The organism is Actinoallomurus sp. CA-150999 (genome assembly GCF_050942425.1).
GTDB lineage: Bacteria > Actinomycetota > Actinomycetes > Streptosporangiales > Streptosporangiaceae > Actinoallomurus.
Map to the genome: position 1 here is coordinate 687,732 of NZ_CP192063.1, position 23,854 is coordinate 711,585.

At 70.2% G+C, this 23,854-nt stretch carries 23 protein-coding genes; 7 read left to right on the forward strand and 16 right to left on the reverse strand.

The annotated features are described in order from the left end of the window. Positions 1-2: 2 nt before the first annotated feature. Positions 3-812, forward strand: coding sequence for a hypothetical protein (locus ACQP2O_RS03420; RefSeq protein WP_433179766.1), 810 nt, complete (start codon positions 3-5; stop codon positions 810-812). Positions 813-927: 115 nt separating this feature from the next. Beyond that, on the forward strand, positions 928-2,370 hold the full coding sequence (locus tag ACQP2O_RS03425; RefSeq protein ID WP_433179768.1) for a serine hydrolase: 1,443 nt from the start codon (positions 928-930) through the stop codon (positions 2,368-2,370). A 105-nt stretch (positions 2,371-2,475) separates the two neighbouring features. Here the strand turns inward: ACQP2O_RS03425 and ACQP2O_RS03430 are convergent, their stop codons facing one another. Continuing rightward, entirely contained in the window at positions 2,476-3,171 is a 696-nt protein-coding gene (locus ACQP2O_RS03430) for a DUF998 domain-containing protein (protein ID WP_433179770.1), read from the reverse strand. A gap of 532 nt (positions 3,172-3,703) precedes the next feature. Between ACQP2O_RS03430 and ACQP2O_RS03435 the strand changes: the two genes are divergently transcribed. Both ACQP2O_RS03435 and ACQP2O_RS03440 read left to right on the forward strand, forming a co-directional pair. Next, a complete protein-coding gene (locus tag ACQP2O_RS03435) occupies positions 3,704-5,425 on the forward strand; it encodes an ABC transporter ATP-binding protein (protein ID WP_433179772.1) in 1,722 nt (573 codons plus the stop codon). Between the two features lie 35 nt (positions 5,426-5,460). Then, positions 5,461-6,501 (forward strand): trypsin-like serine peptidase, encoded by a 1,041-nt coding sequence (locus tag ACQP2O_RS03440; protein ID WP_433179774.1) that lies wholly within the window; start codon positions 5,461-5,463, stop codon positions 6,499-6,501. A gap of 53 nt (positions 6,502-6,554) precedes the next feature. On the opposite strand, the gene ACQP2O_RS03445 is transcribed toward ACQP2O_RS03440, so the two are convergent. Together ACQP2O_RS03445 and ACQP2O_RS03450 are read right to left on the reverse strand one after the other, a co-directional pair. Continuing rightward, entirely contained in the window at positions 6,555-7,325 is a 771-nt protein-coding gene (locus ACQP2O_RS03445) for a L,D-transpeptidase (RefSeq protein ID WP_433179776.1), read from the reverse strand. Positions 7,326-7,416: 91 nt separating this feature from the next. Next, positions 7,417-7,950 (reverse strand): hypothetical protein, encoded by a 534-nt coding sequence (locus ACQP2O_RS03450; RefSeq protein WP_433179778.1) that lies wholly within the window; start codon positions 7,948-7,950, stop codon positions 7,417-7,419. Positions 7,951-8,365: 415 nt separating this feature from the next. On the opposite strand from ACQP2O_RS03450, the gene ACQP2O_RS03455 reads away from it, so the two are divergent. Beyond that, positions 8,366-9,649, forward strand: a complete 1,284-nt coding sequence (locus tag ACQP2O_RS03455; RefSeq protein WP_433179780.1) for an alpha/beta hydrolase family protein — start codon at positions 8,366-8,368, stop codon at positions 9,647-9,649. Positions 9,650-9,685: 36 nt separating this feature from the next. On the opposite strand, the gene ACQP2O_RS03460 is transcribed toward ACQP2O_RS03455, so the two are convergent. The 7 genes from ACQP2O_RS03460 to ACQP2O_RS03490 all read right to left on the reverse strand — a co-directional run bounded on the left by ACQP2O_RS03460 (position 9,686) and on the right by ACQP2O_RS03490 (position 16,150). After that, positions 9,686-10,129 (reverse strand): MarR family winged helix-turn-helix transcriptional regulator, encoded by a 444-nt coding sequence (locus tag ACQP2O_RS03460; RefSeq protein ID WP_433179782.1) that lies wholly within the window; start codon positions 10,127-10,129, stop codon positions 9,686-9,688. After that, positions 10,126-10,545, reverse strand: a complete 420-nt coding sequence (locus ACQP2O_RS03465; RefSeq protein WP_433179784.1) for an SRPBCC family protein — start codon at positions 10,543-10,545, stop codon at positions 10,126-10,128. The genes ACQP2O_RS03460 and ACQP2O_RS03465 overlap by 4 nt, the downstream gene beginning before the upstream one ends. A gap of 144 nt (positions 10,546-10,689) precedes the next feature. Continuing rightward, positions 10,690-12,717, reverse strand: coding sequence for a glycosyltransferase family 39 protein (locus ACQP2O_RS03470; protein ID WP_433179786.1), 2,028 nt, complete (start codon positions 12,715-12,717; stop codon positions 10,690-10,692). Between the two features lie 36 nt (positions 12,718-12,753). Further along, on the reverse strand, positions 12,754-13,581 hold the full coding sequence (locus ACQP2O_RS03475) for a dolichyl-phosphate beta-glucosyltransferase (protein WP_433179788.1): 828 nt from the start codon (positions 13,579-13,581) through the stop codon (positions 12,754-12,756). Positions 13,582-13,711: 130 nt separating this feature from the next. Next, positions 13,712-14,971, reverse strand: coding sequence for an alginate lyase family protein (locus tag ACQP2O_RS03480; RefSeq protein ID WP_433179790.1), 1,260 nt, complete (start codon positions 14,969-14,971; stop codon positions 13,712-13,714). A gap of 147 nt (positions 14,972-15,118) precedes the next feature. After that, positions 15,119-15,592, reverse strand: a complete 474-nt coding sequence (locus tag ACQP2O_RS03485) for a carboxymuconolactone decarboxylase family protein (RefSeq protein WP_433179792.1) — start codon at positions 15,590-15,592, stop codon at positions 15,119-15,121. A gap of 108 nt (positions 15,593-15,700) precedes the next feature. Then, complete coding sequence (locus tag ACQP2O_RS03490; RefSeq protein WP_433179794.1) at positions 15,701-16,150, reverse strand: YfbM family protein; 450 nt, start codon at positions 16,148-16,150, stop codon at positions 15,701-15,703. 170 nt (positions 16,151-16,320) lie between these two features. Between ACQP2O_RS03490 and ACQP2O_RS03495 the strand changes: the two genes are divergently transcribed. Further along, the gene (locus ACQP2O_RS03495) at positions 16,321-17,508 is read left to right on the forward strand and encodes an FAD-dependent oxidoreductase (RefSeq protein WP_433179796.1); all 1,188 of its coding nucleotides are present in this window, start codon (positions 16,321-16,323) and stop codon (positions 17,506-17,508) included. Positions 17,509-17,555: 47 nt separating this feature from the next. Here the strand turns inward: ACQP2O_RS03495 and ACQP2O_RS03500 are convergent, their stop codons facing one another. The 6 genes from ACQP2O_RS03500 to ACQP2O_RS03525 all read right to left on the reverse strand — a co-directional run bounded on the left by ACQP2O_RS03500 (position 17,556) and on the right by ACQP2O_RS03525 (position 20,350). Beyond that, positions 17,556-18,311 (reverse strand): hypothetical protein, encoded by a 756-nt coding sequence (locus ACQP2O_RS03500; protein ID WP_433179798.1) that lies wholly within the window; start codon positions 18,309-18,311, stop codon positions 17,556-17,558. After that, positions 18,308-18,619, reverse strand: a complete 312-nt coding sequence (locus tag ACQP2O_RS03505; RefSeq protein WP_433179800.1) for a PadR family transcriptional regulator — start codon at positions 18,617-18,619, stop codon at positions 18,308-18,310. The genes ACQP2O_RS03500 and ACQP2O_RS03505 overlap by 4 nt, the downstream gene beginning before the upstream one ends. A 129-nt stretch (positions 18,620-18,748) precedes the next feature. Beyond that, on the reverse strand, positions 18,749-19,072 hold the full coding sequence (locus tag ACQP2O_RS03510) for a type II toxin-antitoxin system PemK/MazF family toxin (RefSeq protein WP_433179802.1): 324 nt from the start codon (positions 19,070-19,072) through the stop codon (positions 18,749-18,751). Further along, entirely contained in the window at positions 19,069-19,338 is a 270-nt protein-coding gene (locus ACQP2O_RS03515) for a hypothetical protein (protein WP_433179804.1), read from the reverse strand. The genes ACQP2O_RS03510 and ACQP2O_RS03515 overlap by 4 nt, the downstream gene beginning before the upstream one ends. A gap of 93 nt (positions 19,339-19,431) precedes the next feature. Next, on the reverse strand, positions 19,432-20,037 hold the full coding sequence (locus ACQP2O_RS03520; protein WP_433179806.1) for a hypothetical protein: 606 nt from the start codon (positions 20,035-20,037) through the stop codon (positions 19,432-19,434). A 13-nt stretch (positions 20,038-20,050) separates the two neighbouring features. Beyond that, entirely contained in the window at positions 20,051-20,350 is a 300-nt protein-coding gene (locus ACQP2O_RS03525; RefSeq protein WP_433179808.1) for a hypothetical protein, read from the reverse strand. Between the two features lie 233 nt (positions 20,351-20,583). On the opposite strand from ACQP2O_RS03525, the gene ACQP2O_RS03530 reads away from it, so the two are divergent. Next, a complete protein-coding gene (locus tag ACQP2O_RS03530; RefSeq protein ID WP_433179810.1) occupies positions 20,584-23,781 on the forward strand; it encodes a BTAD domain-containing putative transcriptional regulator in 3,198 nt (1,065 codons plus the stop codon). Positions 23,782-23,854 lie beyond the last annotated feature (73 nt).

Below are 23,854 nucleotides of genomic sequence, written 5' to 3' on the forward strand. Positions count from 1 at the left end.
CCGTGCGCGTAACGCCGCTTCTGACCCTTCCGGTCGCGACGGCCACGCTTGCGCTGGCCACCGCCGGGCCCGCCTTCGCCGGCGGCAAGGCGTCGCCCAAGCCCCACAAGACGATCGGCACCGCCGGGACGTCGTTCCTCACCGCGACCACCGTACGGCCCGGGCAGACCGCGCGGCTGTCGGCGTCGACCGGTGACTACCTGTACTGGCAGTTCGCCGCGGCGGCGGGTCAGACCGACCAGGTCGCCGTGACCGTCACGCTGCCGTCCGAGACGTCCCAGTCCGGGGCGGCGACCTGGACCGTCGACGTCTTCGACGGCCTGCGCCGCCGCCAGGCGTGCACCGAGGGCCCGCAGTCCGCCAACACGCAGCAGGGCACGGCCAAGATCGAACTGCACTGCGCGCTGCGGCAGATCCGCTCCTGGGCCGAGCCCTGGTCCAGCGACCCGCTGCCGGGCACCTACTACGTCCGGCTGTCGGCGGTCGGCCTGCCGGATCAGGGCGCCGGCCTGCCGGTCGACGTACGGCTGCGGATCACTGCGCGGAACGGGAACGCCGAGCCGTCCGGCGCGCACCTGAAGGCGCCGTTGGCCCCCGCGGTCAACCCGGGAAGCACCACGGCGCCGGAGGCGGCGCCCTCGGCGGAGCCGTCGGCCGTCAGTTCGGCGCCGAAGCCGCTGCAGCGCGCCAAGAGCTGGTTCTCCTGGCCGTCGACCCGGTGGTGGTGGACGATCGGCGGCGGCGTGCTCGCCGCGGCCCTGGGCGTCGCCGGCTACAGCCTGACCCGCCATCCCCGGCGCTGGTTCTCCTGATTCGCCGACCCGGGCGGGCGCGCTCGTACGGCTCGCTCGCCCGGGCGTTGTAACAAGATCGTCGAAATCCAGGTTTCGGTCATGGTCAAACGATCTCTTCGTTACCGTAATGATCATGCCAACATCTCGGATCTGGGGGCGGAGCCTTGTCGGTTTCGTCGCTGTCGGCGCGCTGATGGGATCGGCCTGCTCGCCGGCCCAGCCGGTCAAGTCCACGAGCGCCGACACCTCCGCCAAGTCGATCGCGACCACGCTGCAGCAGACGATGGACGGCCTGAAGTTCCAGGAGGTCCTCGACACGGCTCCGGTCACGACGAGTGCGCAGGCCCGTACGCTCAAGGCCCACTCCGTGGACAAGGACGCGCAGACGCCGAAACAGCGGGCCCGCCTGCTGGCCGCCGCCGACGACGCCAAGCCGATCTCCCAGCAGCCGCAGCTCGACGCCACGGTCATCGAGCTGGACAAGCACAACCGGCCCGTGTCGTCCGGCACGGTGCTGATGAGCCCGCAGTACCCGCACGGCAAGGTCGTGTCGGTCGACAAGAACTTCCACACCAGCGACGTGCGCTGGCGGCAGTGGGACGACTCCGGCTGGTACACCAACCACGCGCAGGGCACGATCGACGTGGTGCCGGGCCGGGAGAACGCCTCGACCGACTTCATGCTGCCCTACCCGGCCTCGGTCCTGAAGCTGATGATCAACTTCGGGGTGCTGCGGCTGGTCGACAAGGGCGTCATCAAGCTCGACGACACCTACAGCTACCAGCCGACGGCCACCAGCAGCCTGTGCGGCGGAGCCACCAGCAGCACCATCCGCCAGTACGTCGACGACTCGCTGACCTGGTCCTCTAACCCGGCCTCGTGCGCGTTGATGAAGATGCTGTGGGACCACAACGCCGTGGACGACCTGAACCAGACCTTCCAGGACCTGGGTCTGGAGACGCTCCAGGTCAAGGGGACCAACGCGGCCAACGGCGGGCACTGGAGCAACCCGGTGACGATGAGCTCCCTCGACACCGCCAAGCTGCTCACGCTCATCAACGGCGCGCCCGGCAAGGTCTGGACGGCCCCGAACGGCAAGGCCGTCACCCGGAACGTGCTCAGCGCCTCGTCGCGGGAGTTCTTCAAGAAGGAGCTCGGCGACCAGGGCATGAACGACGTGCTGTCCACCTCGAACTGGTGCGGCGCGGACTACCCGGCCCCCGGAATGCCGCAGGTCGTCCCGCAGCGGTGGATCGCCGCGGACGGCAGCGTGACGGTCGACGGTGACGCCTACCAGCACGACGTGCGGCCCTGCAACGCCAAGGCCGAGGTGACCTTCGCCCACAAGACCGGCCTGGTCAGCAACTCCGGCAGCGACGCCGGAATCGTCCGCAACCTGCCCGGCAAGAACGGCCGCAACTACATCATCGCGGTCTTCTCCAACCTCGGGAACCAGTACATCGACCCCAACCGCCCGCCGACGGCCCCGGGCGCCCACCCGGTCGCCTACAGCGAGAAGTACGCCCAGCTCGGCCTGGCCATCGACAAGTACGAGGCCGCGAGGCACGGCCGGTAGTACCCGGCACTGACCAAGCGGTATGACGGCCGCCGTGCGATCGCACGGCGGCCGTCCGGCATTCGAGCCGGCGAGGCACGCCCGCCATCTCATGGGTCATCGAGGTCAGCGATGCCGGGCGGCCTGCCTGACGGGCCAAGAATCACCTGTTCCGCGCAGAACGGCGATGGCCGTGATCACCAGCCATGCCTGCAGAGCGAAAACCGCAATGCGCTCTGTGCCGCCCATTCCAAGGCCGAGATAGGTGCGGTTGAAGTGGAGAATCGTCGCAGCGAAGGCGAGGGTTCCGAGGGCCAGGGTCGGCACCTGAAGGGCCCTGAGCGGTCCTCTGCGGAAGGCCGGCCCGGCGACGAGCAGACCGATGTTGCCCCCGCCCATGATGAACAGTGCACCGAGTATGTGCACGTTGAGGTCGACGTCGGCGGGGCGCACCCCCGCGAGGAGATATCCACACGCGCCGATGACGATCAGCACCCGCGCGCTCACCGATGCGAACCCCTTCCCCCAGCACCGGGCGGTCAGGAAGACGCCGAGGATGATGAGCAGTGCGGTGATCGCGCATGATGTGTCGAGCAGCGTGTGCAGCGGCGAACAGATATAGCGAACAGGCGGATTATCGGCGGCATCGGTGTTTTTGCAATAGACATTTCCCAGGTCGCTGATGTTGTTGTTTCGCAGACTGTACGGGGTATGCCACGCCAGCTGCGCCACGATGTTGGCGAGCGTGAATACCAGTGCGCCGGCGATCCAAGAGATGGCGCCGACTCGGATTGCGGCGCATCGGCGCGTCGTGAAGGTCATGACCGCGATGCAATCATCGACGCGCGCCGGCGCCATGAGTGCTGTCGCCCAATCTCAGGTAGGGCTGGCCACCATCTGATGCATAGCGTGAGGGGGAAGGTCTTGCCGCCCGGCGGCCGGGTCCGGACCAACACGGATCGGAAGGTTGATCAGGGCGTCTCGTGGGCCGAGGCGGCCCCGGGGGCGGGTGCGTGTCCGGTCTCAGGACGCGTCTCAGCCGGATCTTAATCGGTTCTCATGTTCGTCTTCAGGGACTCTCAATCGAGGCCTCTAATGTCTTTCTCGTAAGCGCCGAAGGGCGACGGAGAAAGAAAGGGCTTGGAAATGAGCTTCCGCAAGATCGTGCCGGTTCCCCCCAAGAAGAAGCCGGCTCCGAAGCCGCCGCGCAAGCACCACAAGAAGCACTGCAACCCGCATCCCGCGCCGCAGCCCAAGCGCTGACCAGCGTTAACGGGGGGTAGGGGAGTCGGCGGGCATGGCCTGCCGGCTCCCTTTTCTCGTGCCCTGAGAAGTGCTCTGAGAAGAGGGAAAAATGCATCGGACGCCCGTTGCGTCGAGTCCTTCCGGTGTCTCCGCGAAGGACGCGTTCCGTCGATTCTGGCCGTACACGCGAGGGATCCGCCGGTGGCTGGTCGTCGGCGCGCTGCTGCTGATTCTGTCGGCGGCCTGCGAGGTCGTCGCGATCTGGCTGTTCGGCGACATCACCGACCGCGTGCTGGCGGCCAAGGACCTGCATGCCTTCTGGACGCCGGCGCTGATCTGGCTGGAGGTCGCGGTCCTGACCGGCGTCGCGACCTTCGGCGGGAGCTACCTGACGGCCCTGGTCGGGGAGCGGTTCCTGCTGCGGCTGCGCGACGCCGTCTTCGCGCACATCCAGCGGCTGTCCCCGGACTTCCTCGACAACCGGCGGCTCGGCGACCTCATGGTCCGTCTCACGGGCGACATCGAGGCGATCGAGCAGTTCGTCGCGTCCGGCGTGATCCAGACCGTCACCGCGGCGGTCAGCGCCGTGTTCTTCGCGGGCGCGGCGCTGTACGTCCGCTGGGATCTGGCGCTGGTGTCGTTCGCCGTCGCGCCGCTGTTCTGGGTCGCCGTGCGGAACTTCACCTCACGCTTCCGGGACGCCGCCGTACGGGAGCGGGAGAGCAGTGGGGCGATCACGAGCGTGGTGGAGGAGAGCCTGTCGAATCAGGCGCTCGTCCAGGCGTACAACCGGGAGCGCGCCGAACGGGGACGGCTGCACCGGGAGGGGCTGTCCTGGCTGGAGGCCAAGATGGCCGAGACCCGGCTGGCGGCGCTGTACGAGCCGCTGGTGCAGGTCATCGAGACGGTCTGCGTGCTGGTGGTGCTCGGCTTCGGAGCGTGGGAGCTCACGGCCGACCGCGTCACGCTGGGCGGCCTGCTGTCCTTCGCCGCCTACCTCGGCTACCTCTACCCGCCGATCCAGAGCCTCGGCCACGTCAACCTGATCGCCTCGGAGGCGACCGCGAGCGCCGAGCGGATCGTCGAGCTGATGGAGACCCGGCCCGCGGTGGCCGACCGCCCGGCCGCCCGCACCCGGGCCGCGCGGCGCGGACGGGTGGCCTTCGACGACGTCACCTTCCGGTACCCCGGCGCCGACCGGCCCGCCCTCGCGAACCTGTCATTCCGCGCCGGCCCCGAGGAACTCGTCCTGCTGACCGGGCCGAGCGGGTCGGGCAAGTCCACGATCACCAAGCTGCTGCTGCGCTTCTACGACCCCGAGGCCGGGCGGATTCGCCTCGACGGCGTCGACATCCGCGAGTTGTCGCTGGCGACCCTGCGCGACACGGTGACCGTGCTACAGCAGGAGACCATGCTCTTCCCCGGCTCGGTGCGCGACAACATCGCGTACGGCCGGGCGGGCGCCACCGACGAGCAGATCGTCGCCGCCGCGCGCGCCGCGGACGCCCACGACTTCGTCAGCGCGCTGCCCGACGGCTACGACACCCTGGTCGGGCAGCGCGGCCGGCTGCTGTCCGGCGGGCAGCGTCAGCGGATCGCCATCGCGCGGGCGATGGTCCGGGACGCGCCGGTGCTGATCCTCGACGAACCGACCACGGGCCTGGACGCGCCGACCGCCCGCCGGGTGCTGGAGCCCCTGCGGCGGCTGATGGCCGGCCGTACGACCATCCTCATCACGCACGACCTGCACCTGGCCCCCGAGGCCGACAAGGTCGTCACCCTTCGCCCCATTTCGACCGTTGATGATCCACAACTCGCGCGTTTGTCATAAGCTGCCCGATCACATCCCCCTCGCAAGGAGTGTCATTGGGTTCCCCCCGACTCATGGGCGGCGTCACGGCGGTCGCGGTCCTCGGCACGGTCGTGTCCGGATGTTCCTCCGCCACCTCGGCGCGGCCGCAGTCCGCCACGGTGACGCGCTCGGGCCCCGCGGCGGTCCAGTACGCGGACGATGACGCGAAGGCCGCCGCGTACTGGACACCGGAGCGCATGAAGGCGGCGAAGCCGCTCGCGGACGAGGCCGGTTCGGCCGCCGAGCGAACGCTGAGCGCCACGGCGCAGCCCAAGGGCGGGGCGCCGGTGACCCTCGACCCGGTTCTGCCGTCGGCCGCAGCGACCCGGACCACCTCGGGCGGCGTCAGCGCGGCCGGGAAGAAGCAGGCCACGTGGAAGCGCGGCGGACTGGTCGCCAAGACGGCGGGCAAGCTGTTCGGCAAGGGTGACGGCGGCAGCGGCTTCGTCGCCTCGGCCAACGTCGTCACGAGCAAGGACGGCGACGTCGCCCTCACCGTCGCGCACGCCCTGCGCACTCCGACGGGCAAGTGGACGACGAACCTCGTCTTCGTGCCGGGCTACAAGAACGGCAAGGCACCGTACGGGAAGTTCGCCGTGCGGCGGGCGTTCGTCCCCGGCGAGTACATGAAGAAGGACAGTGCCGGGAAGTGGGTGAAGGACCGGCGGTACGACTTCGGGGCCATCGTCCTCAAGCCCCTGAAGAACCGTAAGATCCAGTCGGTCGTCGGCGGCCAGGGCATCGCCTTCAACACCCCGGACCGGCCCACCGGCTACCTGTTCGGCTACCCGGCCAACGGCAACAAGGGCCAGACCCTGCAGTACTGCAGCGGTGCCCAGGTCACGGACCCGACCGGCGTCATGCCCCACGGCATGGCCTGTGACATGAACGGCGGCTCCAGCGGCGGCCCCTGGCTCAAGAAGTTCAACGTGACCAAGGGCAGCGGCTACCAGATCTCCGTCCACGCGGCGCACACCCCGAAGAGCCTGATCAGCTATGGGCCGTACTTCGGCGCCAGCGTGCTGGCCACCTTCCGCGCCGCCGAGAAGGCGTGACCGGCTGAGCCGGCCGGGGCCCGCCGTCCGTGCGGCGGCCCCGGCGCCGGGGGTCAGGCGCTGATCTGCACCGGGGTGCCGAGCGGCAGCATCTTCGCCATCTTGGTGATGACGGGGTTGCCGACGCGGACGCAGCCGTGGCTGACGGAATTGCCCAGCGACTTCGGCTCGTTCGTGCCGTGGATACCGATGATCGGGTCCTGGCCCTCGAACTGGGTGAGCTTCGTCGAGTAGCCGTTCAGGCCGTAGGCGTACGGTCCGTACGCCCCCTTGGGGTTCGGGGCCTGGAGGAGTTCGGCGATGTAGTAGCGGCCGCCCGGGGTTGGGGTGTCGGCCTTCCCGATCGCGGCGGGCGTGTCGATGACCGCGCGCTTGCCCTGGTAGACCTTGACACGGTGCGCGCCCTGGAGGACCTGCACCCAGTAGCTCGTCTTCGTGGTCGTGACGTCCTTCTCGGCGATCCAGCCCTGGCTGCCGTTCGGCGGCACCGGCAGCATGACGTGCAGCCAGCCGGGCTTGCTGCCGATGACCAGGAAGACCCGGGTGACGCCGTCCGGGTTGGGGTTCTGCAGCCGCATGCTCGGCGACGCGTCCCCGGGATTCGAGAAGATCTCGACGGTCTTCGAACGCGCGGTGGCGATCGTGCTCGGCGCCTCGCCCAGCTTCGCCGGCTCCGCGTCGGCCGCCTGGGAGTTCGCGCCCGCCGGAGCGCTCTTGTCATTGTGGGCAGAGCCGCCGCCGCAGCCGGTCAGCGTGATACCGAGGGCGACGCCGATCGCGGCTGCCGCCCAGCGGGGCCCCGATACGGCCGAGCTGATGGACATCGGTTCGGCTCCTTAAGAAGGATCGTGACGTGGATGGTAGGCGGACGGCCCGGGAACGCGCCTTCCCGGGCCGTCTGCGAACGTTCGGTCGTCAGCCGGTGAACTTCGGCTGCGCCTTGACCGGCGTCGCCGGACGCGCCTCGCCCGAGGGAGCGGTGGTCGTCGGCGACGGCGTCGCGGGACGCGCCTTCGTCGGGGCCGGCTTCGGGGTGTGCTTCTTCGGCGGCGCCGGGTTGCCCGGCTTCGACGGCTTCGGGGCGCCGGCGCAGTGCTTCGCGCCGAACGCGCCGTGCCGCTGCCAGACGGGCAGGTCGCCTCGGTCGGGACGGTACGCCACGACCTTCACGATCGAGGCGTGGGTCGGCAGTGCCACGCTGCCGCCCGCCGGTGCCTGGATCTTGGTGGGGCTCTGGCCGCCCTTGTCGTCGGACCAGGTGAAGGGCACCGCGCCCCAGCGGTTGGGGTTGGTGACCATCCAGTTCGGCTGGCCACTGGTGCCGCACTTCGCCTCGAGCCGGAGCGCGGGGTCGCGGTCGTTGCAGGCCCACGCGGGGGAGGCGGTCATCGTCGTGACGAGCGCGGCCGCCGTACCGGCAAAGGTCAGTGTCGCCTTGTTCAGGCGCATGCAGGACCTCCAGTAATGGAAGTTAGGTCGATGTGCGCCGTGAGGCTCATCCATCAACGGCGCACGCGGCACACTATCGGTCAGATACCACCTATGTCTCATTTATCAACGATGCTTTACCTTTAATCCGGACATCGAGCTCTATCTCCGCTGGATCCCCTGTGACAGTGGCGTTGCAGCGCGTCACGAACCCGTCCTCACAAGCGCCGAATTGCTGCCATCAGCGGTTGACCAGGGGTTTTCTGCATGCTTTGTGATATGTCTGACTCTCGGTCAGAATGGACGCCCTCGTGACGGCGAGATGGCCGAAAGCGCCATGGGAGGTTACGCGGACCCGGTCAGGGGGTCTGGGTACACCGCCTCACTGGGGTCTACCGGCTGGGACGCGATCGGCCGCGTCCGTAGCGTCGGCGGCATGAGATCACTCGTCAGCCGGCGAGGCGTCGCCCTCGCCACGACCGTCTGCGCCGGACTCGCCCTCACGGGATCGGCGCTCACCCCGATCCGTGCGACCGCCGCGCCGGCGGGTGCCCGCCCGGCCGCCGAGGCCTTCGCTCCGGCCACCGACCGGGGCACGCTCGCCGCGCCGCCCGTACACCTCACGACCCTTTCGGCCGCCGAGGTGCGCACCGCGCTGGCCAAGGCCGGGTTCGAGCAGGACTCGGTCCGGTACGGCGTTGCGTTGTACCGCCTGCTCTACCGAACGGTGGACGCCGACGGCCGGCCGACCGTCGCCAGCGGTCTGATCGTCCTGCCGCGCAGCGGCGACCGCAGGCCGCGCATCGTGTCGTTCACCCACGGCACCCAGAGCTACAAGGAAGACGCCCCTTCGATCGGCAAGGACGACTTCTCGTCCTCGCCGGCGATGACGTTCGGCGCCGCGGGCTTCGCCGCCGTCACCCCGGACTACCTCGGGTTGGGCGAGGGGCCGGGCACTCACCCGTGGATGGACGTCCCGTCGGAGACCACCGCGTCACTGGACATGCTGCGTGCGGCCCGCGCCTTCATGGCCGGCCGGGGAATGGTCCCGCAGCGGCGGGTCCTGGTCACCGGGTTCTCCCAGGGCGCGTCGGCGGCACTCGGGCTCGCCCGGGCGCTCCAGGACGGCGCCGACCGCTGGTACCGCCTCGGCGCCGTCGCGCCGATCAGCGGCGGATACGCCTTCCGCGACGCCGAGCTCCCGGCGCTCCTCGCGGGTAAGGAGATCCCGCCGAAACTCGGCGTGGCCTACACGACCTACCTGCTCGTCTCCTGGAACCGCCTGCATCACCTCTACGACTCTCCCGGCGAGGTGTTCCAGGCGCCGTACGCCGGCAAGGTGGACCGGCTGTTCGACGGGACGACCCCGGGCCAGGAGATGCTCGCCGCGCTGCCCGGCAGCCTCGACGAACTCCTCACCTCGCGCGGCCGGGCCATGCTCGAACACCCGACCGGAGCGTTCGCGAAGGCGCTGCGCGTCGCCGACGGGACGTGCACGGGCTGGGTTCCGCGCGCGCCCATCCGCCTGTACTACGCCGCGGGCGACGAGCAGGCCGTCACCGCCAACACCGACCACTGCCGGGCGGCGTTCCGCGCGAGCGGAGTGAACCTGACGCCGATCGACCTCGGCCCGACCGACTACCAGGGTTCCCGTCACCTCGGGACGGCGGTGACCGGCACCGCGGCGATCGTCGACTGGTTCACCCGCCTGCCCGCCTGAGCCGTGCGCAGCCTCCGGCAGGTCGCGCCAGGGACGTCACGAGTCCGGCTCGTCCGGCGGCGCGGCCAGGGGGCGGAGGATTCCCAGCAGTGTCGCCGTGTCGGGCACCCGCTGGAAGAACTCCGTGTCGGCCGCCTCGACCGCGGTGATCGCCGCCTGGGCCGCCTCGGCGCCCCGCTCGGTGACCCGCAGTCTTCGGGCCCGGGTGTCGGCGGGGTCGACCTTCCGCTCCAGGAGGCCCTTCTCCTCGAGCTTGCGCAGCACCTGCGACGTCATCTTGATATCCGTGGCGGCACGCCGGGCGAGGGTCAGCTGGTTGGGCTCCTCGCCGTGGGTGTTCAGCCACCAGGTGGTGGCCAGCAGGACGAACTGCACATGGGTGAGGCCGAGTGGGGCCAGGGTGGCGGTCATCTCCCGCTGCCAGCGCAGCGTGACCTGCCAGAGCAGGAACCCGGGGCTGTCGTCGGGATGGGACGTCATCGGGCCTCGGCCAGCCGGACCAGGGCCGCGACGGTCTCGGGGAAGTCGCCGGTGATGGCCGGGCCGAGCTGCGGACCGACCTGGTCGGCGGCCGGTCCGTCGATCTCCGTGCGGTAGACGATCCGGCTCCGGCCGTCGGCGAGCGGCTCGACGCGGTGCACGGTCGTGACGGTGAAGTCGCCGGCGTCCATCTGGTCGACGAACAGCGCGTTCTCCTCCACCTGGACCAGCTTCAGCAGGACCGGCTCGTCTCCGTGGGGCGTCATGGTGATCTGTGAACCGACCGCGAAGGCACCGTCGATCTCCACCTTCTCGATGTCGGCGTTCCAGGACTGCCAGCCGGGCACGTCGGACCACAGCCTCCAGATCGCCTCTGGGGCCGCGACCGTCTCCGCGCTGTGCTGGTACTCCCACATGTCCGTACTCCGTTCGATGAGAGGGCGTGGTCGTAATTTAGTCTTCGCGCAGACTATCTGTCCACCCAGTATCTTCCGGAAAAGCCGCGGCCCGGTGTCCACAGGTTGTGGACACCGGGCCGCGGATCCGTACGGGCGAGCGCGTCAGCCGTTGTAGCGGTACAGCGTCTGGCCGCTGCCGGTCGAGCTCGACGTGCTGCCGCCGTACTCGGTGGCCTTGACGACCGTGAGGTTCTTCTTGATCCAATCGGTGACCGTCGTGTTCCCGCCTCGGTTGTCGCCGCCGAGGAGGACGTAGCGCAGCTTGCCCTCCGCGAGGTACTGCTTCAGCTTCGCGACCGTCATGGCCGGGTCGCTGCCGGTGAAACCGCCCATCGCGATGACCGGTTCACCGGTCTTCAGGATGATCGACGAGGCGCTCTGCGCGCTGGAGACCGCGACGAGCCAGGTCGCGCCGCCTCGATTCTTCTCCAGGTACGAGATCAGCGATGTGCTCACGTCACCGCCGGGCCCGCCGCGCGCTGCCATGCCGCCCGACGGCGCGCCGCCGCCCTGGGGCGCCCCACCACCCGTGGGGGGCTTCATGCCGGTGGGCATCGAACGGCCGCTCATCCGCGGCCCGCCGCCCATCCCGCCCATGCCGCCCGCGGTGGCCGGTCCGGCCGTCGGGTTGGTGCCGTTCTCGCCGGTTCCGCCGAACGCCGTCGTGGTGGCGTACGCGGCGGGCCCGGCCAGGGACCCGACCAGGCCGACGGCCGCCGCGCCCAGGGCGAGCCGGGTCCGGGTACGCGGCGCGAGGCGCGCGATCACGAGTCCGGCCACACCGGCGACCGTGGCCGCCGCGACCAGCCAGGCGACCCACGGGTGCCAGCTCGGCGTACGGCGCAGCACGACGAACGCCCACCCGCCGGTGACGGCGAACGCGAGCGGCAGCGCCCAGGACCAGCGGCGCGGGGCCTGGTACATCGCCACCGTGCCGGCCCCCACCAGTGCGGCCAGCGCGGGTGCCATGGCGGTCGAGTAGTACGGGTGGAAGGTGCCCTGCGCGAAGCTGAACACCGCGTAGTGCACGGCGAGCCAGCCGCCCCACAACAGCAGCCCCGAGCGGGCCCGGTCGGTGCGCGGCGCACGGCCGCGCAGGGCGACCGGCACGACGAGCGCGATGACGGCGAACGGGATCAGCCAGGAGATCTGCCCGGCCATGATCTGGTTGAAGAGCCGGCCGGCGCCGGACGTGCCGCCGAAGTTCGCGCCCTGGCCCGCACCGCTGCCGCCGGCCGAGGCGCCGAAGATCCGGCCGAGGCCGTTGTAGCCGATGACGAGGTCCCAGACCGTGTTGTTCGTGCTGCCGCCGATGTACGGGCGGTCGCTCGCCGGCCACCGGTCGACGATCAGCATCCACCAGGCGCTGGACACCGCGAGTGTCACCCCGGCGGCCGCCAGGTGACCGATGCGCCGGACCGTCGAGCCCTTCGCGCACAGCAGGTACACCAGCGCGAAGCCGGGCAGGACCAGGTAGGCCTGCATCATCTTGGTGTTGAACCCGAGCCCGACGAACGCCGCGCAAACCAGCAGCCGGCGCAGGCGGCCGGACTCCAGCGCCCGCTGCAGCGCCCACGCGGCGAGCACGAGCAGCAGGACGAGTAGCGTGTCGGGGTTGTTGTCGCGGTCGATCGCGACCGTGATCGGCGTCAGCGTCAGCACGAGCGCCGCGATCAGCGCCGCGCGGTACCCGAAGCTCCGGCGGACGGTGGCGTACAGCACGGCGACGGCGGCGACGCCCATGACGACCTGCGGGCCGACGAGGCTCCAGCCGTTGACGCCGATCACCCGCGCGACCAGTGCCGAAATCCACAGCGCCAGCGGCGGCTTGTCGACGGTGATGTAGTTGCCGGCGTCCAGGGATCCGAAGAAGAAGGCCTTCCAGCTGTGCGCCCCGGACAGGACGGCGGCGGAGTAGTAGGAGTTGCCGGACAGGGACCAGACCCGCCAGCCGTACAGGACCGCGGCCATTGCGAGGATCGCCCACAGCGCCGGGCGCGCCCAGCGCTCGAGCGGGTCCCGGTCGTACGGGCCGGGGGCGCGCTGCCGGTGCCGTGCGGCGGGATCGCGGGTCATCGGGGCGGCGGGCGGGGAGATGTGCGTCGTGGACGGGGGCATGTGCGTCGTCATCCGGGTGGGTCTTCCTGTGCGGAGGGAGGGTGGGGGTCAGGCCGCGGCGCGGACGGCGGCGGGCCGCCGCCGGGACGGCACCGGGGCGCGGAACTCCCCGCGCCGGAGGCGCCGGCGGACCCGGGCGATGCCGCGCAGGTCGTCCAGTGCCGTCTGGACGATGTCGACGCGGCTGTCGGGGTCGTCCACCCAGTCGACCGGGACCTCGTGGACGCGCAGGTCGCTGCGTTCGGCGAGCACGAGCAGTTCGGTGTCGAAGAACCATGCCTGGTCCTCGACGAGCGGCAGCAGCGCCTGGACGATCTCGGTACGGCCGGCCTTGAACCCGCACTGCGCGTCGGAGAATTTCGCGCGCAGCGTCGTACGCAGCAGGAGGTTGTAGCAGCGGGAGATGATCTCGCGCTTCGGCCCACGCTCGACGCGGGCGCCACGGGCCAGGCGGGAGCCGATCGACAGGTCGCTGTGCCCCGACACCAGCGGCATGACCAGGGGCAGGAACCCGTCGAGGTCGGTGGACAGGTCGACGTCCATGTACGCGACGACGTCGGCGTCGCTCATGCCCCACACGTGCCGCAGGGCGCGGCCCCGGCCCTTCTGGTCCAGGTGGACGGCGCGGACGTGCGGCAGGTCCTGGGTGAGCCGCATGGCGACGTCCCAGGTCCGGTCGGTGCTGGCGTTGTCGGCGATCGTGATGCGGAAGGCGTACGGGAACGTGCCGGTCAGGTAGGTGTGCAGCCGGCCGACGCTCTGGGCGAGGACGTGTTCCTCGTTGTAGACCGGGATGACGACCTCCACCAGGACGTGGGACGACCTGCGGAGGGGACGGACGGGCATGTCCTGCGCGGTGAGGGTGAAGTCGCTCATGGCATCCACGGTCGTGAATCGCCGTGTGAACGGGCTGACACGTCCATGAGGTCTGCGTGAGAGCTCGGCCGCGGTGATGCGGCCGAGCTCTCACACGGCCTTCATCAAGCCCCCGGAAAGATGAAAGCCCCTATCGGGTGAAGGCCAGCGTGCCGAAGCCGAGCTGGTCGAAGCCGCCGCTGTTCGGGCCGTAGTTCCCGCCGCCGCCCTCGGGGCGCACCTTGGCGGCCATCGCCTTGGTGAACGGCGCGTGCAGGCCGCGGCGGCGGACGTAGTGGTTGTAGACCATCGCCCAGATCGGGCGGACGATGCCGCGAGCGGAGGGCGACACCTCGGTCTGGGTCAGGGTGCGTCCATGCGTGTTCGCCGCCCCGGACTTCCAGGTGTACGGCGTGAACGGCACGTCGTGCCCGAGGTTGTACTTGGCGACGTACTCACAACCCTTGAGGAAGCGGTTGTCGTCGTAGCCGTACAGGTCGTACCCCTGGTTCCACGCCATCTCGCAGAACGTGCCCATGAGCCCGATCCCGAGCGTGGCGTGCCCCTGGTCGCGCCCGGCCTCCTGCCACTGGCCGAGACCGCCCGGGTGGAGGTACGGGACGGCGTGGCGGATGGACCCGTTCCCCGCACCCGACTTGAAGTAGGTCACCGCCTGCCGCACCTTGGCGTGGTCGTCGCAGAGGATCCCGATGGCCAGCACCGAGCACATCGCCGTCAGGTCCCAGTTCGCCCAGTAGTTCGTGATGAACGCGCCGTTGTGGTGCTTCAGGAAGTCGTCGTTCATCGGGTAGAAGACCTCGCGCATCATCTTCTGGAATCGCGCGAGGTCGAAGCCGGGGTAGCCGCGCATGAGCTCGGCGGCGTTCGCGAACTGGTAGCCGTAGATCCCGGCGGCCAGGAACCGGTCGGCGTTACCGCTCACGGCCTTCAGGGTCGCGGACCAGGCGTTCAGGATGTCGCGCGCCGCGTCGCCGTGCACGCGATCCCCGGTGATCTTCCAGCGCAGGGCGTTCTGGTAGGCGGCGTGGATGTCGTTGTAGAGGAGGACGTAGTTCTGCGGTGAGCCGCCGCGGTACACCGTCGCCTGGGGGCGCGCCTTCCAGCCGCTGCGGGAGTGGGAGTTCGCCTCGAGGACCTTCCAGCCCGCCTGCCACGGCGCGGCGCCCGCGCGTACCTTGGTCCGCATCCGCTTGAGGTCGGCGCTCGTATGCAGCAGCCCCGGGTGGGCGAACCGCTTCGCCGGGGCCTTGGCCAGCTTCGCGCCCACGTTGCCGGCCGACGCGTGTCCGCCGTCGAGCAGCCCGGCTCCCGCGACACCGGCCACGCCGGCGACCGCCAGCCCACCCGTCAGACCCAGCACGCTCCGCCGACTCATCCGGCTCTGCACCATGATGTCTCCTATGCGTGTCGATGCTCTCGCTCAGGAGACGAGCCGGCCGCCCGGCGATAACCGTTTTTGACAGCCCCCGCCGGATCTCCCGGCGGAGGCTGGACGGCAGTGCCCGGGGCGTGTGCCGCTGGTGCGGGCGGCCCCTCGTTATCCGAACTGGCCGGGCTGGTAGTCGCCGGCGGGCTGCTGGATGATGACGTTCCCGCGGTTGAAGGCGTTGATGAGGGCGATGGCGCACACCAGGGCCGCGAGCTGGTCCTCGTCGTAGTACTTGGCGGCATTGGCCCAGGCGTCGTCGGTGACGCCACCGGCGGCGTCGGCGAGGCGGGTGCCCTGTTCGGCCAGTTCCAGAGCGGCGCGCTCGGCGTCGGTGAAGACCGTGGCCTCCCGCCAGGCCGCGACCAGGTTGAGGCGCGTCGAGGTCTCCCCGGCATGCGCGGCGTCCTTGGTGTGCATGTCGACGCAGAAACCGCAGCCGTTGATCTGACTGGCGCGGAGCTTCACCAGCTCCTGCGTCGCGGCCGGCAGCGTCGAGTCCGCGAGCATCCTGTCCGCCGCGACGAGGTGCCTACCGAACTTCGCTGCGACCCTGTTGTGGAAGACGTCCAAGCGAGCACTCATGGCGCACTCCTGTGTCGTTGTTTCCGGTTACACCTCTTTCGACGAAACAGCTCGGCAACCTGTGACGTGGGGTGTCTCGCCACCTGCCGACCGGCGCGCATCGATGAATCAGCAGCTGAAGCTCCGGATCGCCGCGCCACCCGAGGCGGCTGTCGTATGGAAGAACTCGACCAGCGCCCGGTGGTGGTACTCCAGATAGTCGAGGCTGTCGTCATTCCAGACCCGGGGGTAGACGTCCTCCTCGGTCATCTTCTTCGGGTCGTAGTGACCGGCCAACGCCTCGAACGGCGTCGCACCGAGGGCCCGTGCGGTGTCGGCGACCATGTCGTCGTCCCAGCCGAAAAGGGTGCAGCCCTCATCGATGAGATGGCCGTCCTCGTACAGATCGACATCCACCTCGGCCGCGTCCAGCAGGAACTGGATGCCGGCCCAGGCCTTGTCGAGATAGCAGGACGGCAGACTCTCATCGAACAGATAGTCCTCCGCCCACTCCGGATCCGCGATCGCCCGGTCCAGCTCCTCCGAGGTCACTCGAGTGAACGAGAGGACCATGCTCATGAATCCACCACTCTCCGATCGGCCACCCGAATCGGAGCCGAGTGTTCCATGCCGCGCAGACACCCCTATAGGTCCATGTACTACAACGTGTAGTACTTTGGCGGTGCCAGCGGGCATCGCGTGAGCTTCGCCTCCACGAGGCGGGCGTTTCGGCTTGGAGGTGAGGGCCGGTGGCTGAGCGGCTGACGGCGATCGTGGTGGGCGGCGGAATCGCGGGGCTCGCCTCGGCCATCTCGCTCGCGCAGGCGGGTTGGGCGGTCACGGTGCTGGAGCGTGCACCGGCCTTCGGGGAGGTCGGTGCGGGCCTGGCCATCACCCACAACGGGATGAGCGCCCTGGAGGCCATCGGCGTCGGCGAGGCCGTAGGAGCCGCCGGGTATGAGACCGTCCCCGCGGGCTTTCAGGATCCGGGAGGCCGCTGGCTGCTGCGGATCCCCGACACACCGGACGTGCGGGCGACCACCACGATCTGGGGCATTCACCGGCAACGCCTGCACTCCGCCCTGCGGGAGGCGGCCGAGGCCGCCGACGGCGTCGAGTTGGTCACCGGCGCCGAGGTCACCGCCGTCCGGCCGGGTCACCCCACCGACGAGCCGGCCGCCGTCACCTGGCAGACCTCTGACGGGCGGCACACCGGCGAATCCGGCTTGGTCGTGGCCGCCGACGGCGTTCGCAGCGCCGTCCGGCAGCAGCTGTTCCCGAACGCCCACGCCCGCTACAGCGGCAGCACCAGCTGGCGGGCGGTCATCCCCGACACCACCACCTCCGACGGCCGCCTCTTCCAGGTGTGGGGACCGGGCACGGAGTTCGGCGCCGTCCGGCTCAGCGACCGCGAGATGTACTGGTACGGGTACTTCCGGCACCCCGAGGGAGCCTCCTTCGACGACGAGCCGGCCGCCGCCCGCGACCATTTCTCCGGATGGTCCGCGCAGGTCCAGGCCATCGTGGCGGCCACCGCCGCGGACCAACTGATGCGCCACGACGTCTACCACCTGCCCGGCGGGCTCGGCGGCTACATCCGCGGGCGGGTCGTCATGGTCGGCGACGCCGCGCACGCCATGCTGCCCACCGTGGGGCAGGGAGCGTCTTCCGCCCTCGAAGACGGCGTCTGCGTGGGCCGCCTCATCGCGGCACCGGTCGCCGCCGGCGGCGACCTGGCCGCCGCCCTGGCCGCCTTCGATCAGGCCCGCCGGCCACGCTGCCGCCAGATCGCCCGGCTGTCGGCCATCACCGCGAGGTTCGGCGCCGACCTCGGCGGCGGCCTGCGACAATCCGTCCGCAACACCCTGCTGAGGCTCACCCCAGCCGGGTCCCTCGCCAAAGCCGCCACACCGATCGTGAGCTGGACGGCCCCGTAACGACAGGGTCACCTCGGGCCGAAACGCCTGGCGGGCCTATTGGGCGTCTATGCCCTCTTCCGCCGTAGATCGTGGCCGGTGCTGATCGCCACGGTGGCCAGGAGGCCCAGCGCCAGGGTCTGGACGAGGGAGTCCGGGTGGGGTGCGGTCCTGAGGAGGGTCTGGCTCGCCGCGAGGGCCAGTCCGGTCCCGATGTGCAGAAGGGCCGTGGACAGCCGGCGCGTGGTCGGCAGGGTGGCGGTCTGGGAGACGCGGGCGACGAGGGTGCACAGGCGGAGCGCGGTGAACCCCAGGGTGAGCCAGTAGTAGGCGACCAGGGCGGCTTCGGCGAAGCCCGTGGCGTGCTCGGCCACGCCGCTCCACGCCGTCAGGACCATGGCCAGGGCCGCGATGCCCGGGGCGGCCAGGGTGCGGACCGCCACGGCGGTCAGGTGGCGGAGCGTTTCGCCGCGCAGCGGTGGAAGCGGCGCGGCGAGGACGATGCCGAGCAGGAGCGGTGCGAGCCACAGGCTCGTGGCGGGGTGGCGGACGTCGGCGGTCAGAGTGGTGGATGGTGCGACCGCGCGCACCAGCAGCCCGCTCGTGGCGATGATCGCGAACAGGGTGACGGTCAGGACGCGGCGGGTCTGGCCGGTGAACGTCTCGGGCCAGTCGCCCGGGTGGAGCCAGAGTCGCGCGGCCCCCGCGAGGGTGTCGGGCCAGGAGCGCACTCCCGACGCGGACACCTCGCGGCTGATGTCCGCACCCCATCGCTCGCGAACGGCCGGCGGGTAGAGCCCGGCCAAGAGCGTGGCCGCCCTCATGCCGGATTGATCCCGAGCGCGCGCAGGCCCGCGGCGGAGACGCGGGCCATCTGCTGGAGCTCGGTGCGCAGCAGGTCGCGGCCCGTGTCGGTGATCTGCATGGTGCGGTGGCGTTCCCCGGGTTCGGCCGGCTCGTCCGCGGGCCGGATCAGCTCGCGCGTCTCCAACCGGGACAGTGCTCCGTAGAGGCTGCCGGGTCCGAGCTTGCGCCCGGTGAGCTCTTCGATCGCGGTGTTGATGGCGTATCCGTGGCGCGGGCCGTCCGCGAGGACGGTGAGCACGAGCATCTGCGCGTCATTGCTGTGCATCGGTCTCCTTCCCGCCTCAGCATAGTACGAGGGGCGATGCTACATGTCGCGTAGTAGGGCGCGCCCCGGTAATGGGACAAATCGCCAGCTGTCCTGTCGAGGAGGTGGCGAAGGTGAGCCGCTGTGGCGTCAGTGCAGAAGACCCAAGTAACGCGACAGGCCATGCTCGACCTGCGCCATGTCATCCCGCGTGAGGTAGTCCACGAGTTCGCCGGTGACGTATGAGACGTCGATGGTGCGGACCTGATCGATCAGGATCTTGGTATCCCGCCCCGCGATGACGACCTCCGGCCTGAAGACCGACGCCTGGGCGCTGGTCGAGGTCGGGACAATGGTCACCGCGGACCAGGCGTTCTGCTCGATGCTGATGACGAGCCCGAGGCGTCGGCCCCGTTGTTCGTGGCCGCGTTTGGCATCGCCAAGGTCTACTGGGTAGACCGCTCCCCGGATCATGCGCGATCGTGCGACCTCGCCGGAACGGTGAGGTCGGTGCCGGTGATGCGGATGTTGCCGTCGGCGTCGTACTCCCATGCATCCGCTTCAGCGGAGAGGTCTTCGGTCCTCAGCCGGTGCATGTCCGCGCGGGCACGCTCCTCCCACGCCTCGCGGTCCAGCAGTCGCAGCGCGCGGCGGATGACGTCGCTGGTCTTCTCATCCTTGCGGCGGTTGGCCTCGATGACACGGAGGTCTTCTTCGGTGGGACGGAATCCGACACTCATGAACCTAATGTACAACAATCGTTGGACGCCGTGCCTGGCGTCCATGGCCGCGCAGGTGGGCCGGCGTCGCGGGCCGGCCCACCACCCCATCGTTCAGAGGTTCGCCAGGTGTTCGAAGCCCGCGAGGAGGATGAGGTTGTCGACCCAGTCATTCGGACGCCAGTTGCTGATCCACTTGGGGTTGTTCGGGTCGGTGAGCCCGGCGCCGTAGGACTTCAGGACGTCGTAGCTGTGGTTCATGCAGTTGTTGCCCCACAGGTAGTAGCCGCGGCCCTTGTTGGCCTGGCCCTGCAGGTCGGCGGCGTGCACTGAGCTGTCCGTCGTGTTCTTACAGGTGTACTGCTTGTAGTACCCGCCGGGATGCTCGCCGGCCTTCACGTTGCGGAAGGTGTCCAGGACCTTCTGCCAGGTGCCGTTGTCCTCCCACGCCCCGTTGTTCTGGCCGGGGTTGATCTTCTTGGAGTTCGGGCCGCCCTCCTCGCCTGGCTGACCCTCCGTCGCGCCGAAGAACCAGTGGTCCTTCGGCGGCTCCTGGAAGGCCCAGCCGACGTGGCCGTTTCCCTTGGCGCCCTGGGGGGCGAGGAAGACGCACACCCGGCCGTGGCCGAGGGCGTGGGCGGGCGCTGTAGAGGTGAGGGTGACGCCCGCGGCGAGGACCGCGGGGGCCACGGCGAGGGTGAGTTTCCGCATGAGTTTCATCTGCCGTCTCCGCTCAGGGCGTTGTGATCTTCCAGTCCTGGATCTGTATCGGCCCGCAACCGAGGGACAACTCTCCCCAGCCGTGGGTGACCGTGCTGGCGTGGCGTTCGATGCCGGGCCAGCACCAGATGTGCAGCGTCCAGGCCCCGTCACCGGAGCAGTAGCCGTGGATCCGGTTGTCGTGTTCGTACTGGGCGGTGCAGTCCAGGCTCGCGGCCCGGGTCGGGGCGGCGGCCTGGGCGGGAGCCGCCGCGGCGAGCGCCGTCAGCGCCGCTGCGGTGAACGTGCCGGCGAGCGCCGTTCGAGTGCGCATCCGATCCTCCTTGGGTCACCGCTGGGCCATCGCCCTGCGGTACGCCCCACTCTCCGGGCCCGGCGTTGAGGAAACCTTGAATCAATCTTGGCGTCCTCCTCGACAGCGTGGTCAGATAGCGTCAAGGCGGCTGGTTCGGCCGGGAGACCGCCGCAGGTGACGCCGGACCGGCGGGGGTGTCTGTGGAGTTCCAGGTTCTTGGCGCGGTCCGGGCGTACGCCGAAGGACGACCATTGGACCTCGGACATCCGCGACAGCGGTGTGTGCTCGCCGGGTTGATCATTGAGCCGGGTGTCGTCCAGCCGGTGGAGCGCCTGATGCGGCTGGTCTGGGGCGACCACCCGCCTGACTCCGCGCGCAACGTGCTGTACGGCTACGTGTCCCGGCTGAAGAAGCTCCTCGGCGCGTACGGCGTCACGCTGGCGCGTGGCACGGGTGGTTACGCGCTGGAGGTGCCCCGCGACGCCGTCGACCTGTACCGCTTCCGCGCCTTCGTCGCCGACGCCCGGCAGGCCGACGACCCCTCCATCGCGTACGCCCTGCTCCGCGAGGCATTCGGGCTCTGGCACGGTACGCCCTTCGCCGATCTGTCCAGCGACCGTCTGGACAATGTCCGGCAGGCCATCGAGCAGGAGCGCTTGGAAGCGCTGCGGCTGTGCCACGGGATCGAGCTCGATCTGGGGCGCCACGCCGAACTCCTCGGTGAACTGCGTGCGCTGACCACCGACCATCCGCTCGACGAGGCGGCCGTCGGCCAGCTGATGCTGGCGCTGTACCGCTGCGGACGGCAGGCCGACGCTCTGGCCGCGTACGAGCGGATCCAGCGGGCGCTGGCGAACGAACTCGGCGCCGACCCAGGTCCTGACCTGCGGCAACTGCATCAGCGGATCCTCCGACACGATCCGTCCCTCGCGCTCTCCGGGTCGGGCGGAAACCGCGTACGCAGGCCGACGCAGCTCCCGCACGGCGTGCGCGGCTTCGTGGGTCGGCAGGCGGAGCTCGGTCGCCTCGACGCGTTGGCGGACCGGCTGGGGAACGACTCCGGCCAGGGCATGGTCCTGGTCGGCGTCAGCGGAACGGCCGGTGTCGGCAAGACCTCCCTGGTCGTGCACTGGGCCGAGGCGGCGGCCGACCACTTCCCCGACGGCCAGCTCTTCGCCGACCTGAGGGGGTTCGATGCCGAGCAGGCGCCGCTGCCGCCGGGTGACGTGCTCGGGCAGTTTCTGCGCGCCCTTGGAGTACCGTCCAAGGACATTCCCGCCGACATCGGAGAACGCGCGAGTCTCTACCGGTCGGCGCTCGGCGGCCGTCGCGTCCTGGTCGTGCTCGACAACGCCGCGACGTCCGATCAGGTGCGCCCGCTGCTGCCGGGCGGCCGGTCCTGCACAACGGTGTTCACCAGCCGCAGACGGCTGTCGGGTCTGATCGCCAAGGACGGCGCTCACGAGTTCACGCTCGACGTGCTGGACCACCGGGAGTCGCTGAATCTTCTCTCGGGTCTGGCGGGTGAGCGGCGCGTTGCGGACGAGCCGGAGGCCGCGGACCAGGTGGTCTCCCGGTGTGCGCGACTCCCGCTCGCGCTGTCCATCGTGGGCGCGAAGCTCGCCGGCAACGACCGTGGCCGCCTGCGCGACACCGCACGGGAACTCGCCGCCGACGACCGGCTGAAGGCCATGGCGCTCGACGACGATCCGGGGGCCGCCGTCGACGCCGCCCTCGGGCTGTCCTATCAGGCGCTCCCGGAGGACTGCCGCCGCTACTTCCGGCTCATCGGGCTGGTGCCGGGCCCGGACTTCACCCCGCACGCCGTTGCGGCGCTGGTCGGAACGTCCCTCGCGGAGGCGTCGGCCGCGCTCGGCAGGCTCGCGGCGTACCATCTCGTCGAACAGCACATGCCGGACCGTTACCGCTTCCACGACCTGTTGCGGCTCTACGCCGTCGATCGGGCCACGGTCGACGAGTCCGCGTCCGTACGGGACGAGGCCGTCGGGCGGCTTTTCGAGTGGTACCTGCGGACCGCCGAGGCCGCGGTGCGCTTGTACGACATGCAGTTCGTACGGCTGCCGCGGGACGGTGGTGACCCCGTGCCGCCGACGCTGGACTTTCCCGACCGCCCGGCCGCCGTCGGGTGGCTCGACGCCGAACGCCCGAACCTGTTCGCGGCGATCCACCGCGCCGCCCGGTCCGGGCCGTACGCCCTGGCATGGCACCTCGTCGACACACTGCGCGGGTATTCCCGGCTCCGGCCGTGCGGCATCGAATGGCTCGCGGCGACCGAGGCCGGGCTGGAGGCGGCCGCACGACACGGCGAGGAGTCGGCGAGGGCGGCCATGCACCTCGGCGTGGCGGACGCGTCCGCGAACCTGGGCGACGAGGAACGCTCCCTCGAACACGACGGTCACGCGCTGGATCTCAGCCGCCGCGGCGGCTGGCTCGCGGGCGAGGTCACCGCGCTCGGCGGTCTCGGGCGGGTCCACTGGGCGCGCGGGAGCCTGCATCAGGCGCTGAAGTACCTCGACGAGGCCCTGGCGATCTATCGGGAGATCGGGCACCGCATCGGTGAGAGCGTGAGTCTGGGCAGCCTCGGCCGCGTCTACCACGATCTCGGCCGGGTGGAGACGGCCCACGCCACGTACACACAGGCGCAGGAGCTCAGCCGGCAGATCGGTGCGCAGGTCGGGGAGGCGCTGACCTCCATGTATCTCGGGGTGGCCGATGACTGGCTGGGCCGGCCCGAGCGGGCGCGGGAGCATTTCCACCGGTCGCTGACGGCGAGCCGCGAGATCGATTTCAGGGTGGGGGAGGCGTTGAGCCTGTCCCACCTGAGCGGCCTGGACGGCAGGGCGGGGCATTACGATCAGGCGGCACGCAACGCCCGTCAGGCGTTCGCCATTCTTCACGACACCGGCGATCAGCGGGTCGAGGCCGAATGCCTGAACGCGATAGCCGATCATCTGCCACCGGAGAGGTGTGAGGAGTCGAGCGCGTGCCACGCCAAGGCCCTGGCCATCGCGCGGCGGGTCCAGTACCGGCGAGGCGAGATCCAGGCACTGATCGGGATGGCCCACGGGGCGCTCCGCGCGGATCGGGTCGACCAGGCCCTGACCCATGGCTCGGAGGCGCTCGTCCTGGCCCGGCGGGACGATTACCGAGCTTTCGAAGGGGAGGCCCTTACGATCATCGCGGAGGCGTGGCGGCGATCGGGTGAGACGAAGCGGGCCGTCGAGGGCTGTCGGCGGGCCCTGGACATCCACCGTGGCACAGGCCTGCTGGGCGGCCAGGCGCGAACCCTGCGGATCCTCGGTGACGCCCTCGACACGATGAGAGGGCGGGCCGCCGCCGAACCCCTCTGGCGGGAGGCCCTCGCACTCTTCGAGAAATTCGCGCCGGTCGCCGCGGACGAGGTGCGCAGACTCCTGGCAGACGGCTGACCAGCTCCAGCCAGTGAGGCTCTAGCTGCACGCTCGGTCCTTCAGGACCCCCTTCAGGACCGAGAAGCTGACC

What these genes read in the sequence shown, in the direction of transcription:
- ACQP2O_RS03425 (WP_433179768.1), top strand. Translation starts at nt 928, where the DNA reads ATGCCAACATCTCGGATCTGGGGGCGGAGCCTTGTCGGTTTCGTCGCT.
- ACQP2O_RS03430 (WP_433179770.1), bottom strand. Translation starts at nt 3,171, where the DNA reads ATGACCTTCACGACGCGCCGATGCGCCGCAATCCGAGTCGGCGCCATC.
- ACQP2O_RS03435 (WP_433179772.1), top strand. Translation starts at nt 3,704, where the DNA reads ATGCATCGGACGCCCGTTGCGTCGAGTCCTTCCGGTGTCTCCGCGAAG.
- ACQP2O_RS03445 (WP_433179776.1), bottom strand. Translation starts at nt 7,325, where the DNA reads ATGTCCATCAGCTCGGCCGTATCGGGGCCCCGCTGGGCGGCAGCCGCG.
- ACQP2O_RS03450 (WP_433179778.1), bottom strand. Translation starts at nt 7,950, where the DNA reads ATGCGCCTGAACAAGGCGACACTGACCTTTGCCGGTACGGCGGCCGCG.
- ACQP2O_RS03455 (WP_433179780.1), top strand. Translation starts at nt 8,366, where the DNA reads ATGAGATCACTCGTCAGCCGGCGAGGCGTCGCCCTCGCCACGACCGTC.
- ACQP2O_RS03460 (WP_433179782.1), bottom strand. Translation starts at nt 10,129, where the DNA reads ATGACGTCCCATCCCGACGACAGCCCCGGGTTCCTGCTCTGGCAGGTC.
- ACQP2O_RS03465 (WP_433179784.1), bottom strand. Translation starts at nt 10,545, where the DNA reads ATGTGGGAGTACCAGCACAGCGCGGAGACGGTCGCGGCCCCAGAGGCG.
- ACQP2O_RS03470 (WP_433179786.1), bottom strand. Translation starts at nt 12,717, where the DNA reads ATGACGACGCACATGCCCCCGTCCACGACGCACATCTCCCCGCCCGCC.
- ACQP2O_RS03475 (WP_433179788.1), bottom strand. Translation starts at nt 13,581, where the DNA reads ATGAGCGACTTCACCCTCACCGCGCAGGACATGCCCGTCCGTCCCCTC.
- ACQP2O_RS03480 (WP_433179790.1), bottom strand. Translation starts at nt 14,971, where the DNA reads ATGGTGCAGAGCCGGATGAGTCGGCGGAGCGTGCTGGGTCTGACGGGT.
- ACQP2O_RS03485 (WP_433179792.1), bottom strand. Translation starts at nt 15,592, where the DNA reads ATGAGTGCTCGCTTGGACGTCTTCCACAACAGGGTCGCAGCGAAGTTC.
- ACQP2O_RS03490 (WP_433179794.1), bottom strand. Translation starts at nt 16,150, where the DNA reads ATGAGCATGGTCCTCTCGTTCACTCGAGTGACCTCGGAGGAGCTGGAC.
- ACQP2O_RS03500 (WP_433179798.1), bottom strand. Translation starts at nt 18,311, where the DNA reads ATGAGGGCGGCCACGCTCTTGGCCGGGCTCTACCCGCCGGCCGTTCGC.
- ACQP2O_RS03505 (WP_433179800.1), bottom strand. Translation starts at nt 18,619, where the DNA reads ATGCACAGCAATGACGCGCAGATGCTCGTGCTCACCGTCCTCGCGGAC.
- ACQP2O_RS03510 (WP_433179802.1), bottom strand. Translation starts at nt 19,072, where the DNA reads ATGATCCGGGGAGCGGTCTACCCAGTAGACCTTGGCGATGCCAAACGC.
- ACQP2O_RS03515 (WP_433179804.1), bottom strand. Translation starts at nt 19,338, where the DNA reads ATGAGTGTCGGATTCCGTCCCACCGAAGAAGACCTCCGTGTCATCGAG.
- ACQP2O_RS03520 (WP_433179806.1), bottom strand. Translation starts at nt 20,037, where the DNA reads ATGAAACTCATGCGGAAACTCACCCTCGCCGTGGCCCCCGCGGTCCTC.
- ACQP2O_RS03525 (WP_433179808.1), bottom strand. Translation starts at nt 20,350, where the DNA reads ATGCGCACTCGAACGGCGCTCGCCGGCACGTTCACCGCAGCGGCGCTG.